Origin of the sequence: Parabacteroides sp. Y3-G-102, from assembly GCF_023656845.1 — a bacterium.
GTDB classification, from domain to species: Bacteria; Bacteroidota; Bacteroidia; order Bacteroidales; family Tannerellaceae; genus Parabacteroides; species Parabacteroides distasonis.
On sequence record NZ_JAMOKU010000029.1, the window covers coordinates 1 to 15,026 of the forward strand.

Annotated in this window: 14 protein-coding genes; 5 read left to right on the plus strand and 9 right to left on the minus strand. The window is 48.2% G+C overall.

Features of this window, described 5'->3' with window-relative positions; all coding sequences use genetic code 11:
* Nucleotides 1–59 precede the first annotated feature (59 nt).
* The 4 genes from NBH16_RS14775 to NBH16_RS14790 form a co-directional block, all read right to left on the minus strand.
* On the minus strand, nt 60–488 hold the full coding sequence (locus NBH16_RS14775) for a BT0820 family HAD-type phosphatase (protein ID WP_250788815.1): 429 nt from the start codon (nt 486–488) through the stop codon (nt 60–62).
* 173 nt (nt 489–661) lie between these two features.
* Entirely contained in the window at nt 662–1,066 is a 405-nt protein-coding gene (locus tag NBH16_RS14780; RefSeq protein ID WP_005863167.1) for a hypothetical protein, read from the minus strand.
* A 5-nt stretch (nt 1,067–1,071) separates the two neighbouring features.
* Nucleotides 1,072–2,184, minus strand: a complete 1,113-nt coding sequence (gene nusG / locus NBH16_RS14785; RefSeq protein ID WP_250788816.1) for a transcription termination/antitermination protein NusG — start codon at nt 2,182–2,184, stop codon at nt 1,072–1,074.
* A 509-nt stretch (nt 2,185–2,693) separates the two neighbouring features.
* Nucleotides 2,694–3,626 carry a tyrosine-type recombinase/integrase gene (locus NBH16_RS14790; protein ID WP_009276318.1) on the minus strand — a complete coding sequence of 311 codons (933 nt, stop codon included), beginning with the start codon at nt 3,624–3,626 and terminating at the stop codon, nt 2,694–2,696.
* Nucleotides 3,627–3,781: 155 nt separating this feature from the next.
* On the opposite strand from NBH16_RS14790, the gene NBH16_RS14795 reads away from it, so the two are divergent.
* The 5 genes from NBH16_RS14795 to NBH16_RS14815 all read left to right on the plus strand — a co-directional run bounded on the left by NBH16_RS14795 (nt 3,782) and on the right by NBH16_RS14815 (nt 9,076).
* Entirely contained in the window at nt 3,782–4,285 is a 504-nt protein-coding gene (locus NBH16_RS14795) for a DUF4494 domain-containing protein (protein ID WP_005855722.1), read from the plus strand.
* A 4-nt stretch (nt 4,286–4,289) separates the two neighbouring features.
* Entirely contained in the window at nt 4,290–4,958 is a 669-nt protein-coding gene (locus tag NBH16_RS14800; protein WP_022193158.1) for a YggS family pyridoxal phosphate-dependent enzyme, read from the plus strand.
* 29 nt (nt 4,959–4,987) lie between these two features.
* A complete protein-coding gene (locus NBH16_RS14805; RefSeq protein ID WP_250788817.1) occupies nt 4,988–5,965 on the plus strand; it encodes a dihydroorotate dehydrogenase-like protein in 978 nt (325 codons plus the stop codon).
* Nucleotides 5,966–6,174: 209 nt separating this feature from the next.
* Complete coding sequence (locus tag NBH16_RS14810; protein WP_005855716.1) at nt 6,175–6,540, plus strand: MarR family winged helix-turn-helix transcriptional regulator; 366 nt, start codon at nt 6,175–6,177, stop codon at nt 6,538–6,540.
* Nucleotides 6,541–6,607: 67 nt separating this feature from the next.
* Nucleotides 6,608–9,076: an FAD-dependent oxidoreductase gene (locus tag NBH16_RS14815; RefSeq protein ID WP_121962419.1), complete on the plus strand. Its 2,469-nt coding sequence runs from the start codon at nt 6,608–6,610 to the stop codon at nt 9,074–9,076.
* 75 nt (nt 9,077–9,151) lie between these two features.
* Here the strand turns inward: NBH16_RS14815 and serS are convergent, their stop codons facing one another.
* The 5 genes from serS to NBH16_RS14840 all read right to left on the minus strand — a co-directional run bounded on the left by serS (nt 9,152) and on the right by NBH16_RS14840 (nt 14,963).
* Complete coding sequence (gene serS, locus NBH16_RS14820) at nt 9,152–10,426, minus strand: serine--tRNA ligase (protein WP_008780959.1); 1,275 nt, start codon at nt 10,424–10,426, stop codon at nt 9,152–9,154.
* A 47-nt stretch (nt 10,427–10,473) separates the two neighbouring features.
* The gene (locus NBH16_RS14825) at nt 10,474–11,013 is read right to left on the minus strand and encodes an NlpC/P60 family protein (RefSeq protein WP_005865414.1); all 540 of its coding nucleotides are present in this window, start codon (nt 11,011–11,013) and stop codon (nt 10,474–10,476) included.
* Between the two features lie 129 nt (nt 11,014–11,142).
* Nucleotides 11,143–11,853 carry a LytR/AlgR family response regulator transcription factor gene (locus NBH16_RS14830; protein WP_011966047.1) on the minus strand — a complete coding sequence of 237 codons (711 nt, stop codon included), beginning with the start codon at nt 11,851–11,853 and terminating at the stop codon, nt 11,143–11,145.
* Nucleotides 11,850–12,872: a sensor histidine kinase gene (locus NBH16_RS14835; RefSeq protein ID WP_250788818.1), complete on the minus strand. Its 1,023-nt coding sequence runs from the start codon at nt 12,870–12,872 to the stop codon at nt 11,850–11,852. The genes NBH16_RS14830 and NBH16_RS14835 overlap by 4 nt, the downstream gene beginning before the upstream one ends.
* A 99-nt stretch (nt 12,873–12,971) precedes the next feature.
* A complete protein-coding gene (locus tag NBH16_RS14840) occupies nt 12,972–14,963 on the minus strand; it encodes a retaining alpha-galactosidase (RefSeq protein WP_146376285.1) in 1,992 nt (663 codons plus the stop codon).
* Nucleotides 14,964–15,026: the final 63 nt, after the last annotated feature.

Consider the following 15,026-nt stretch of genomic DNA (forward strand, 5'->3'; position numbering starts at 1 on the left):
TTTGATCTTCATATTATTTTGTTATCGTTTTTATTTCTTTAAACACGGATGACACGGACTTAACGGAAAAGGCGGGACAGGAAACCTTTGGGTTTCTCCGGCTCGTATTCCGACTCGTATTTACGCGTCAAGTCCTCATAGCTCAGTCCCTTGGTCACCATCTCGTAGATCGTGCCCCAGTCCGGGAGGCCGCCGAGGTTGCGGTCGTCGATGAAAACGTCCGCCTTCAGCTTGCGGGAGAAGTGGTTGTTCCGGTCTCTCTCCTCCTCCGGGTAGTCACGGTTCACCGCGTAGAACTCCAAGCCACGCTCACGGCAGAAGGACAACGCCTCCTCCAAGAGCCCGCCCTCACGGACCGTCCAAAGGATCAGCTTATGCCGATCCGATTGCAATTTCCTCAACGTATCGATGGCGAAAGGAAGCTCACGCCCGATCGCCGGATACTTGTGCTCGACGATCGTACCGTCGAAATCTACCGCTATTATCATCTCTTTAATTCTCAATTTTCAATTCTCAATTATAAAAGGGCCGGACCACCGGACGGCCGGAGTGGTATATGTTAAAGCGGGGTCAGCCTATCGGCCAAAGCCAAGGGGTCTCCTAGCCGCTAGAGACGGCCATTGCCATCCGGGGGATCCGACCGTTTCTTTTCTGCCCTTATCTAATTCTCGCTTAACCGGGGCAATCCCTCCACCTCGCCGGCGTGCCATTCACGGTAATCCGCCAAGGGAAACCCGGGGACGGTCAATAGCTTGTAATCCGACCCGTCTCTTCTCAAGATATGCTTGCGAGTATATGAGCGGAGCGAGCGATCCGTAACAGACACCATCACGATCGGGAACGGGTAGGCGTACAGGCGCAACGGCGTGATCTCGCTATCCGGGAACGCACGATGCAGTTGGTAGGCCGAACGCTCGAACGCTACCCAGTAGGGACCCGTGCAGTACAGGTGTATTGAGTTTCGGTTCGCACGCTCACGATCCATGATCTCTGTCAAACGCTCACGCAACAGGCTCATCAGCCGGATGCCCGAAGGGACGCCGCATGTCTCTCTCTCTTCTCTCATATCTTTTATTTATCGCCGTTCCCGTGCCCGAACCAACGGTCGTAATCACGTAAACGACGTATCAACACGGACTTGCTCCTCTTGGGCGAGGCCTCCTCCATCCAAGGGTCAACCAGCTCGTGCGCCATGCGTTGGTAGAGGCTGCTGTCCGTACAGCCGTACAGCGTGACCAGCAGCAAGGCACGGGATTGCCCCGCTTTTATCACCGGGAGCATGCTGCGCATCGTGGAGCGCAAACGATCGAACTCATCCGACTCGCCCAAAAGCAGATAGGCAGGAAGGAGCAAAGAGTAAAGCTTGCAACGGATCACGTCGGTCTCACCACGGAGAGAGGCGTAGCCACGCAGGACCTCACGGGCCAGACGGGCATCCTCATCCACTACCACGCCGGAGGCGTGGTAACGGCCCAAGGCATCGTGCAAGCCCTCCGACAGACGGTCGTTGTCCAAATGGGTATAGACGTGCTTACCCTTGGTATTCAGCTCGATCAACTCGTACTCCCCAGCTCTCACCTCGAACAAGGGGACCCACAGACAGTCGAGGATACGCACCATCACGTCCTTATGCCCACCGCCCGGCTGCACCACCACCTCCGCCTCCATGTCGGTAAAAGGGCCGGAGGTGATACGCACACGGTCGCCTTTCAACAAGCGGCCGCTATCTGGCACGTATACGGGAAGCTCGTTGGAGTAAGAAGCTGCGACCCAACGCAAGGTATCCATCTCACGATCCGAGAGGTACGGGAAATAAGACCGCCCGCCGGAGGAAACCCGGGGGAGGAAATTATACAGGGGAAGCGTACGCTTCAGGCGGAAGATCTCGTCCTCCGAGGCGTGGACGAACACGTAGTTGTACAGCAGGGGCCGTTTCGTGTTGACCATCTTACCGCCCACCTTCCTCGCCTCGACATACGAGGGGGAGAAATACTCGAACAACGCCTCACCACGACGCTCACGGCGGGAAAGCTCAGCGTCCAGCCCCTTCGAGGGGCTGATCCTGTCACGCCCGCCACCGGCGGTAGGGAGCGTGAGCACGTACCAGCGGACGGCCTCCTGGTCACGTCGCTTCAGAACATGCGCCATGAACCTATCCGAGCACTTGCCTGTCAATATATCCATCTCTATGATTATCTTTTCTAGTGGTTATCCCGTGGCCCGAAAACAGACCCCACGGCAATTCAGAGCCCTACCAAGAATCTTTTATATCATCTTGATAAACAGCGTTTTATATTTTTAAATATGGCATTACTGAAAATTACCATCTCTTGAAATCTTAGGCTACTTGGGGAGTAGCCTAAAAGGTGCGAGAACGCTTATCACCCGGTTGTAGAGACGGGGCGTGCCCCGTCTCCCACCGGGTGATAGTATCTTTAAGTTACCATTTGGAGGGGATGAGACGGGGCACGCCCCGTCTCTACAAGAATGTATGTTCGATTTTTAGAAGGGACGTGATGATGTAGGAAATACGAGATCATTTCGTCTCTATTGCCATGTCTATACACTAGGAATAAGAACGAAGATTTAAGGAGAATCAAGGTCGGAGCACAAACTAAAACTAATGATTGCTTGTTATTTGCTATTTTTTGCTACATTTGCACCGTGAAATGAACGCTACTCCCCAAGTAGCCTCAACCCACCTCTGGCATATAATTATATACATTCTCAAAGCAAGACTTATTTACCACCGTCATCTTCTCCAACGAGAAACTTCTTAGATAAATCTGGGTTGTCTTGATGGACTTATGCCCCAATAACTCGCTGATCATCTCAATGGGGACATTTTGTTCCTTCAATGCCATGGCGAAGGAATGACGGATCGTGTAAGAAGTCACATCCGAGGCTATTCCCGCAACCTCCTTCAACGTCTTCAAGTTCCGGTTAAACCGGGACAAGGCCGCATTGTATTCGAGATATTCCTCATGGCCGTTCTTCGTCCCACTTAAAAAGGGAAATAAATAGCCGGAGCCTCCACCCCTCTCACCTGCCAGCTCCTTATACATAGCCTCCGCCGTATCCAAGACCTCCAACCGCATAGAGGTCCCGGTCTTCTGGCGATTGTAATCCAATATGCCGTTCTTGATATTACCCCTATTCAAATGGGCGAAATCAACGAACGACATCCCCCCATATTGAAACATCAAGCAAAGCGTCAGCTGTGTCTTCCTCAACTTCTCTCCTTTTACCGGGACAGTCATCAAGCGATTCAAATCTCCCAGAGGCAAGGATTTCTTGCGCTGGCTTTCCACACCCGTAAAAACCCCCTTGAATAAAGAGGGGATAAACGCCGCCTCGCCATTCTCCACCGCCTTGTTATAGATACAACGCAAACGGCGGATATACGTGGAGACCGTATTACGCATGCAGCCTTTCTCCAACAAATAAGCCTCGTACCGGCGAAGAGTATCCTTATTTATATATGTATATGGGATACGATCCGTCCCGCTATACCGTATAAAAGAGTTCATCGCATCCTGATAACTTTTCGCCGAGGAATACCGTCCTTCCTTTTGTAACAGACTTATATACTCTCGCATCCCTTCCACCAAATCTTTCTCATCCATATCTCTCTATTTTAAATTCCAACTGAAAACAAACACGCGAAATTAGACATCCTGACAAATTATATCTTTTGCGGCAAGTTGTTTTATTGACGAATAGCCACTATATTTGTACGTTGTTTTAAACAGAGTACAGACTAAATTAAAAAGTAAAGCATATGCACAATTGGTTTGAATGTAAGGTCTCTTACGAGAAAATGCTGGAAAATGGCATGCAGAAAAAAGTAACCGAGCCTTACTTGGTAGACGCCCTGTCTTTTACGGAAGCGGAAGCTCGCATCATCGAGGAGATCCGCCCCTTCATCACGGGTGAATTCACGGTAACAGACATCAAACGAGCTCGTTTATCCGAATTATTCTTCAACGAGAATGGTGATCGGTTCTATAAGATCAAGGTTTATTTTATCACGTTGGACGAGAAGAGCGGAGCGGAAAAGAAAACCGCCGCACAAATGCTTGCCCAAGCCACTACGCTGAAAGAGGCCATCGCCGTATTGGAAGATGGAATGAAGGGTACATTGGCGGATTATACCATCGCCTCGGTAACGGAAACCCAGTTGATGGATGTATTCCCATTCGATGCGAACAGTATTCCCGGCGAGAAGAAAAGTGGCGAGGAACTGATAGCGGAGCAAAAACAACAAGCTGAACAAAGAGGATAAAAACATGAGTATCGCTCAAAACATAGTACAACTGAAAACGTCGCTCCCGCAAGGGGTGACGTTGGTTGCCGTCTCTAAGTTTCACCCGGTGGAGGCTCTATGGGAGGCTTACAACGCCGGACAGCGGGTGTTTGGCGAAAGCAGGGCACAGGAACTGAGCGCCAAGCAAAAAGTACTACCTGAGGATATCGAATGGCATTTTATCGGCCCGTTACAAAGCAATAAGGTAAAAGATATCGCTCCTTTTATTCATTTGATCCATAGCATAGACTCCTTGAAGCTTTTGGCTGAGGTGAATAAACAAGCGAAAAAACACGACCGCACGATCCGGGTATTATTGGAGATCCATGTGGCGCAAGAGGAATCCAAGCACGGACTCAGTCCTGAGGAATGCAAGGAGTTGTTGCGTGACGAGTCCTTGGCCGAATTCCAGCATATTCGTATTTGCGGATTGATGGGCATGGCTACCAATACCGATGATACGGGGTTGATACGGGAAGAATTCCGCAAGATCCATGATTTATTTATCGAACTGAAAGAGACGCTCTGTAAAGATAATGTCGATTTCAAGGAGATATCCATGGGGATGAGCCACGATTACCCGATCGCTATCCAAGAAGGAAGCACCTTGATACGGGTGGGTACCAGTATCTTTGGCGAACGGGAATATTAAAGTAATTATTAAATCTAAATATAGGCAACATGATTGACATTAAAACCCAATACGCGGGGTTAACACTTCGCAATCCGATTATCGTCGGGAGCTCCGGACTCACCAATAAGGCGGAACGTAACAGGGATTTTGAGAAAGCAGGCGCTGGAGCTATCGTATTGAAATCTCTTTTCGAAGAGCAGATCGAGATGCAGAGCGAGGCTTTGATGCAAGACTCCGATTACCCCGAAGCGGCGGATTATATCCGTGGTTATGTAAAAGCGAATCAAGTAAATGATTATCTGGAACTGATCAAGAAGAGCAAGGAATTATGTACGATCCCCATTATCGCCAGCATCAATTGCTATAAGGCGGACGCTTGGATCGACTTTGCCCGCCAAATTGAGTTAGCGGGAGCGGACGCTTTGGAATTGAACGTGTTCTTCATGGAAACCGAGCTGACCGAAGATCTCGAGAGTATCCGGGATACGTATGTCAGTATCATCCGCAAGGTAAAAGAGACCGTATCGATTCCGGTTATCATGAAGATCGGAAAGAATTACAGCAATATTCCTTCGCTGGTTAATTTGTTGAAAGTAAACGGTGCTGATGGTGTCGTGCTATTCAACCGTTTCTACCAGCCGGATATCGACATTAATAATATGCAGATCGTTTCGGGTAATGTATTTAGCAATCATTCCGATTTGAGTGACACGATTCGCTGGACGGCTATCGTATCCGGAAAGATCCCGGGAATCAGTATCGCTTCCTCTACCGGTGTGCATGATTGGGAAGATGTCGTTAAATGTCTATTGGCCGGCGCTTCCGCCGTACAGATGTGTAGCGCAGTCTATACACATGGAGCGGAAATCATCTCCCAAGTATTGACTTGCGTGGAAGAGTGGATGCATCAGGCACATTACCAATCCCTTTCCCAATTCCAAGGCAAATTGAATTACGCCAATATCCCGAACCCGGCGATGTATGAGCGTTCACAATTCATGAAATATTTCTCCAACAGAGATTAAAAGAAATACCTAGTAGTAGAGACGGGGCGTGCCCCGTCTCATCCCAGCTAAATGGTAACTTAAAGATACTATTCAGACGGTGATGAGACGGGGCACGCCCCGTCTCTACTATAGGGTAATATACAATAGTCTTAATTATTTTCCGCTAGAAAGTATTTTTATTGAAAAATAGTTATATCTTTGCATCATCAAACAAGTTATAAAGAAATATGGAACCAATTTGCGCCATAAAGGATATCTATAAGATACTGTACCAGTTCGAGAAAAATTTCTCGGAAGTACATGCTATTACCATCAACGAGGCCATGTTGCTTTGTTGCTTAAAGGATAATGAGGCAAAGTCGGCGGGAATGATTTGCGATTATATCGGTCTTTCAAACTCCCGGGTCTCAAAGGTGATCACCTCTGTCGAGAACAAGGGGTTTATCCGCAGGAACATCAATAAAGAGGATAAGCGGCAAATGTTTTTCTCGCTCACCCCAAAAGGGAAAGAGAAAATACAACAGATGATGCAGGCCGAGCTAAACATGGACAGCCTGTTCAATCAACTCAAGGAATACATACAAAAGGGATGAATCCCTTTTTTTAACTAATTATTGTCTACTAACAAATATGTATAATATAAATTAAATATAAACGGATATGAAGTACTTGATTATTGGAGGTGTAGCCGGTGGAGCTACCGTAGCAGCCCGGCTGCGTAGAATGGACGAGAAAGCGGAAATCATCCTTTTCGAACGTGGAAAATATGTTTCTTACGCAAACTGTGGATTACCTTATTATATAGGAGACACGATCAACGACCGGAATAAATTATTCGTACAAACCGTGAAAGGCTTCACGGATCGATTCCGCATCGATATCCGTACGGAGCAGGAAGTGACCCGAATCCTTCCCGAATCCAAACAAGTGGAGGTAAAGAAACTCGGCACAGGAGAAACCTACACGGAGACTTACGATAAACTAGTGCTCTCTCCCGGTGCGGAGCCTTTGCGTCCACGCATCGAAGGAATCGAGAGTAAAAAGATATTCACGTTACGTAACGTGCCGGATACGGACACGATCAAGAATTACGTGAACACGGAAAAGCCCCGTACCGCCGTTGTTGTAGGGGGTGGTTTCATCGGCTTGGAGATGGCGGAGAATTTGCATGAGCTGGGTGTCCATGTCACCGTCGTGGAAATGGCTAACCAAGTGATGGCACCCCTCGACTATTCCATGGCCGCTATCGTACATCAGCAATTGATCGGCAAGCAGGTAGGCTTGATGCTGGAAGATGGCGTATCTCGTTTCGAGGAGACTTCCAGAGGCGTGACCGTTCATTTGAAAAGTGGGAAGCAGATCCCGGCGGATATGGTTTTATTGAGTATCGGTGTCCGTCCGGAAACCCGATTGGCCAAGGAAGCGGGACTTACGATCGGAGCACTCGGCGGTATCGCTGTCAATGAATATATGCAGACCTCGAACCCGGATATTTATGCGTTGGGAGATGCCGTGGAAGTACGCCACCTCGTGACAGGCAAACCAGCCTTGATCCCATTGGCGGGTCCAGCGAATAAGCAAGGACGTATCGTAGCCGATAATATCGTATCCGGCAATAAGGAAACTTATGACGGGACGATGGGAACCTCTATCGCCAAGGTATTCGACTTGACGGTCGCCACGGCGGGAGCTAACGCTAAGCTGTTGAAACGGGAAGGAATCGCTTATCAATCCTCCTATACGCATGGAGCCTCGCATGCGGGATATTACCCGGGAGCCGTGCCTTTATCGATCAAGATATTGTTTGCGCCGGAAGACGGACGACTGTTAGGGGCGCAAGTCGTAGGTTTCGGAGGCGTAGACAAACGGATCGAGATGTTAGCGCAAGTTATCCAGCGGAAAGGTACGGTCTATGACCTGACGGAGTTGGAACATGCGTATGCTCCTCCTTATTCAGCCGCTAAAGATCCCGTAAATATGGCCGGGTTCGTAGCGGAGAACCTACTTACGGGAAAAGCGAAAGCGATCCAGTGGAGAGAGATCCAGAACTTATCGCCAGATACCGTACGTATCGATGTCCGTACCCGTGACGAGTACAGCTTAGGGACAATCCCCGGCTTCATCAATATACCGGTTGATGAGTTAAGAGAACATTTGGCGGAACTGCCTAAGGATAAACTAATCGTAGTGACTTGCGCCGTTGGATTAAGGGGCTATTTGGCTTATCGCATCCTGACTCAAAATGGCTTCACGAATGTCCGAAACCTATCCGGTGGTTACAAGACTTGGAGTGTAGCGACAGCAAAGATCAAGAATGAGCCGGCCTGCGCACCTTGTTCGTCCGAAGCTGTTTCTGATAAGGCATCTGGTAAAAGTAGCTCTTGCAAATCGACTCCGGCAGCTACGGCGATTAAGGTAGACGCTTGCGGATTAATGTGTCCGGGACCGATCATGCAGTTGAAAAAGAACTATGAGAACTTGCGGGAAGATGAGTCATTGGAAATCACCGCAACAGATCAGGCTTTCGGAAAAGATGTCTCTTCATGGTGCAAGATAACCGGGGCAGAGTTAGTCTCTCTGGAAAATAAGGGAGGCACGATCGCCGCCACGGTACGAAAAAAAAAAGCTGAATGCAAAATAGCGACAGGTGGTAATAGTGCCGACAACAAGACATTGATCGTTTTCAGCGATGACCTCGATAAGGCGTTGGCCTCATTCGTCATAGCGAACGGGGCTGCCTCCACCGGAAAGAAGGTGACTATGTTCTTTACTTTCTGGGGACTTAACGTGATTAAGAAACGGGAAAAACCTGCCGTATCAAAAGATATCTTCGGCAAGATGTTTGGCTGGATGCTTCCGGCAAATAGCGAAAAGCTGAAACTATCTAAAATGAATATGGGTGGAGCCGGCAGTTGGATGATGCGCCTTATCATGAGGAAGAAACGGATCGACAGCTTGGAAAGCCTTATGGCACAAGCCGTAGAGAATGGTATCGAGATGATCGCCTGCACGATGAGCATGGACGTAATGGGCGTCAAAAAAGAAGAACTGATGGATAACGTTGTCCTAGGAGGCGTAGCCACCTATCTGGAACGTGCGGAAGACGCAAACGTAAACTTATTCATCTAATTCATTCAAAAAAAATATCCCAGCATATCCACAATAAGGACAATGCTGGGATATTTTATATAAATGATCTGATGCTTATTTAATCATATCAAACCCAGTGTAAGGGATCAACGCTTTCGGGATGCGGATACCTTCGGGGGTTTGGTTGTTTTCCAATAAGGCGGCTACGATGCGAGGCAAAGCTAAAGCACTACCATTCAAGGTATGGCAAAGTTGCGTTTTCTTATTCTCGTCACGATAGCGGCATTTCAAGCGGTTGGCTTGATACGTATCGAAGTTGGACACGGAGCTAACTTCCAACCAGCGTTGTTGTGCCTCGGAATACACCTCGAAGTCAAAGCAAAGGGCAGCCGTGAAACTCATATCACCCCCACAAAGACGAAGGATGCGATACGGCAACTCCAACTTCTGAAGTAATCCCTCCACATGATTCAACATCTCTTGGTGAGATTGCTTAGAGTGCTCCGGTTTATCGATCCGAACCAACTCCACCTTAGAAAATTCGTGCAAACGATTCAAACCGCGTACATCCTTGCCATAAGAACCTGCCTCACGACGGAAGCATTGTGTATAAGCGCAATTCTTGATCGGTAACTGCTTCTCATCCAGAATGACATCCCGGTAAATATTTGTCACGGGCACCTCCGCCGTCGGGATCAAATATAGGTCGTCTACCTCGCAATGATACATCTGTCCCTCCTTATCCGGAAGCTGCCCCGTACCATAACCGGAAGCCGAGTTCACCACCGTAGGCGGCATGATCTCCAAGTAACCGGCGTCACGGGCCTCATCCAAGAAGAAGTTGATCAACGCACGTTGCAAACGAGCGCCCTGTCCTTTATAGACCGGGAAACCTGCTCCCGTGATCTTAACACCCAGATCGAAATCAATCAAATCATATTTCTTCGCCAATTCCCAGTGCGGAAGAGCGTTCTTCGGAAGTTCCGTTTCCATACCTCCCATTTTCTCTACCACATTGTCCTCCGCGGAGATACCCTCGGGTACCTCATCGTAAGGTACGTTCGGGATCGTATAAAGTAAGTTCTGCAGCTCCTCGGCAGCCTGATCCATCTCAACCTGCAAAGCCTTGCTCACCTCCTTGATCTCGGAAACATGTTTCTTAGCGGCCTCCGCCTCTTCCTTCTTGCCCTCTTTCATTAATTGTCCGATCGACTTAGAGGTTGCGTTTACCTCCGCTAGGTTCTTATCTAATTGATTTTGTGCGATACGTCTTTTATCATTCAATTCCAACACTTTATCGATGCTTTCTTTCGCACCCTTAAAATGTTTCTTTTCCAGTCCACGGATTACGGCATCCGTGTTTTCAGTGATTAATTTGATTGTCAACATATTCTATTTATGTTTAATAGTTTTTCTAAGACGCGAATTTAGTAATTTTATTTTACCCGACCACCCGTTAACCAAGTTCTTGTATAATAAGGTTCGCTAAGGCTACTTACCATCACGCCGCTAGAAGTACTGGTATGGATGAAGCGCCCATTTTTCAAGTAAATCCCCACGTGATTCGGAACGCCACGCTTCCCGCCACGGCCCGTCTTGAAAAATACCAGATCTCCTTCCTGCAATTTGGCACGACTCACTTTCTTGCAATTATACTTCAGCATATCCGCCGAGGAACGAGCCAGCTGCTTTCCGTATACCTCCCGATAAACGATCGATACGAAACCGGAGCAATCCACGCCCCGTTTCGTGCTCCCTCCCAATTTATGACGTACACCCAACCAACGGGCCCCCTCGTTGTACAAGAATATATTATCTTCCGGTGTGATACGTACCCCATATAAGCGAGCCAACTCCTTCGGTCCCTTGAAATCGGCGGGCAAAGCTACTTTTTGTTGCTTTTTGCTACCGCACGAGGTCAGACATATAAGCAGGATAAAGATCCGGATAAACCCTAAAGGAATGCTATTCTTCATATCGTTTTCTCTTAATTAAGGCACGAATATACACATAAAGTTTAGAATGCCCATTATAAGGTTCCTACAATGGGCATTGTAAGGTCGTTAGAATGCCCATTGTAAGGAGCTTTGAATGGGCATCCAAGTTCAAGAAGGTTGAGCAGCTTTCAGATAAGCGTTGAACGCCTCTTTGTAGGCATCCGTCACGTGGATGATCTCCTTCCCGATATAAACGCAATTATTCCGGTCGACGGAGCGGATCTTATCCAACGCCACGATATAAGAACGATGGACCCGCATAAAGCGACCGGTAGACAGCATCTCTTCCATGGCCTTCATCGTCACGTGGGTGATAAGCGGACGGGCCTCCCCTTCCAGATAGATCATCACGTAATCCTTCAAACCCGTCACGTATAATATCCGGGAGATTTCCACCTGCCGCAACTGGCTATCCACCCGCACGAAAAGGCTGCCTCTCTCCTCCTTCACGCTACTCATCTCAAACCATTGGCGGGCCTTCTCCGCAGCTCCGAGAAACTTATGGTATCGGATGGGCTTCAGCAGGAAATCGAGGGCATTCACCTCATAGCTATCAAAGGCATACTCCTTAAAGGCGGTCGTGAAGATCACCCTCGTACCGGGGGGCACCATGCGGGAGAGGTTCAGCCCGTCCAGATCCGGCATCTGAATATCCAAGAAAAGCACGTCCACCGAAGACTCACGCAACGTGGAGAGTGCCAGTACCGGATCATTGAAGGAAGCCGCCAGCCTCAGATAAGGCGTACGGCTTACGAAGTCCTCCAGCATCTTCACCGCCAAGGGCTCATCGTCTACGATCATGCAAGTCAGTGTTTTCATAAGCAGTCTCGAAGTGTTATTTGAACAAAGTAACTATTTTCCCGGAGCGCTTGATCATATCGGTAACGACCGGGATAAGCCAGATCCAGCCTACGCCTCAGATTCTCCAGCCCGATCCCCGATCCGCTACGGTTCACGTCCGGTTTCGGATGGTCGCTATTCTCGCAGGTAAAAACAAGGTCATCTCCTTCCGCCTTGAAACGAATACGTACGAACGACGACTTACGGCTATTCACGCCATGCTTGAATGCGTTCTCTATTAAAGAGATGAACAAAAGCGGCACGATCCTCATCGGTTTAGGCGGAACTTGCAAATCCACTTCCACGGTAGCCAGTTCATTGCAGCGCAACCTCATCAGCTCGATGTAATTATTCATGAACTCGATCTCGCCTTCCACCGGTACCAGCTCATGGTTCGACTCATAGAGCGTATACCGCAGCAAATCGCTCAATTGCCCGATACTTTCTTGCGCCGTATCTTGGTCTATCTGGACCAAGCTGGAAATATTATTCAAGGTATTAAAGAGAAAATGCGGATTCAACTGGTTCTTCAGCCAAGCCAGTTCCGCCTCGGCGTTTTTCTGCCGTTCCTCTTTCAAACGCATCTGCATATCGCCCCAGCGTACGATATAACGGAACCCCACGGCACATCCAATCACTAGCAAATGTAAGAAGAACGCTCCGAAAGCGACCATATACATTCCCGAACGCCATTCGTCCGGGAAATCCGCCTTAGGAGAAAATATCCATAGGTTAGCCCCCGTGATCAATAGCAAATTCATCAAACCAAAGAGCATCTTCCGATCCCGATAAAGCAAATAGGGAACCAATACATAGAAATTAGCGGTGAAAACAATAGCCAACGGAGTAATGAACCCCGTATTAATCTTCCACACCTCGAAAGCCGAACTCGGATTAAAGCGTATGAAAAAATCGATCGCAGGAGGAATCAGCCATAAGGTGATCCACAATAAAGCCTGTCCTCCCGCCAATATATAATCTTGCCTCGTGAATTTCATAATACCGTTTTTTATAAAAGTAAGCGAATCTAACGCCTGCGCCTATGAACGCAAGCGTTTATTCGACGAGTGGCAGGGTCGCTTTAGACGAAAAAAGAATTATCGTTTCTGGATACGAGCCGCATAGCCTCCACCGGGAGCCATACGGATCTTTAATTTGCGATCTGTCGGGACTGGGATTACCTCTTTCTTATAATCACGGGCAGCACGATCGGCATTTATGCCATCCTTGAATAATTCCAAAGTATAATCACCTTCGCCCAAGAAAGACAGGTCTAAATCCAGCTCCCTCGGCGTCCAGTTGGTCAATGCCCCGATATACCAATCATTACCATGACGGCGGGCGATCGCTACATACTCGGAGACCTTTCCATCCAATGAGACCGTCTCATCCCAGATAGTGGGAATGTTAGAGATAAACTCCGTACATTCCTTTTCCCTCCTGTAATTAGACGGGGCATCGCACAACATATTGAAAGGAGACTCGAAGATCACGTAAGTAGCCAACTGGCGGCAACGGGTTCCTTGGCTCATCGGCTCCGAGTTTACCGGGCGATAATTACCTTTAACGGCGTTACGCATAGCGCCTTGCGTATAATCCATCGGGCCGGCGATCATACGGATGAATGGGATCGTGACATCGTACGTCACCATATCGTAAGACTCGGGAGACCATTTCAGTTGCTCCAAGCCATTCACACCCTCATAGTTCAATACGTTCGGATAGGTCCGTTGAAGACCTGTCGGCTTGAATACGCCATGGAAATCCACTAGCATCTTATATTTAGCGCATACCTCGGAGGCCTCATAAACAAAGTTCACCATTTCCTGATCGTCACGATCCAAGAAATCCACCTTGAAGCCTTTCACGCCCATATCCGAATAATGCTTCACGACATTCTCCATATCACGGGCGAAAGCCCAATAACCCGCCCAAAGGATAATTCCGACATTCTTGGACTTACCGTAATCCACCAATTCTTGAAGATCGATCTCCGGTATTACTTGCATCATGTCCGCTTGCAGGTTCACGGCCCAGCCCTCATCCAAGATTACGTACTCGATGCCATGCTCGGCGGCGAAGTCGATATAATATTTATAGGTGGGATTATTGATTCCGGCACGGAAATCCACACCGTATAGATTCCAGTCGTTCCACCAATCCCAAGCCACCTTACCCGGCTTGATCCAAGAGATATCGTTTACCCGGGAGGGAGAAGCCAGACGGTAGACCATATCGCAATCGGCCAACTCCTTATCATTCTGGGAGATTATAAACGCACGCCAAGGGAAAGAACGGGTTCCGGATGTTTTGGCGATATAGTTCTCACGCTCTTTCACCAACATCTGTAACTGATTATGGCCGCCTTGCTCCTTCACTTTCGGATAAGGCGCATGAACCGCTTTCAAGGAAGGTTTTCCTGTCTCGTTATTCAAGAACATCCCGGGGAAATCCTCCAGATCGGCTTCCGTGATACAGACCTTGCGACCGTCTCCCAGATCCACCAAAAGAGGCAGGATCTTCAGGCGTTTATCATTCAGGCTTGTGATCGTCTCGTTTACGTAGGGCTGCTCGAAGGAGTTGAAGAATTGCTCCTCGAACGTCGGCTTCGTACTATTCACGTAAGCGGTGAATGTTTTATAATCCGAGGGGAAGTTATAGACGGCCTCCTCGTCGGCGATAACGATCGGTTCCTTTCTTTTCGTCGTGAAACGGTAAGCGACTCCATCGTTATACACCCTAAAAACCAGCCCGTAGTTTCCCCGAAACGAGATTTGCATCTCATTATAGATATCCTTTACTACGTCCTTCTTATAGAACGGAGAGGGTATCTCCTTGTCTACCGAGGTCTTCGTCACTTTCAAGACTTTCGGGTTAGCGCCAAGTACCTCACCTCCTTGTAAAGTCATAGATACGGCAGAATTCATCACCTCCGAATGATCCTGTACGATAGCGAAAGTGACTTTATCGGCTACCGTAACCTCCACCTTTATATCCCGGTTCGGAGACTGGACTTGGTAATTCTTCTGGGCGATCGATGGGATAGCGCCCATTAAAAAGAGAAAAGCAAATAGAATGTTTTTACTCATGGTTTATTGATTTAAGTTTGTTTATGAATACAAATATATATTATCTTTGTCATATTCATAACA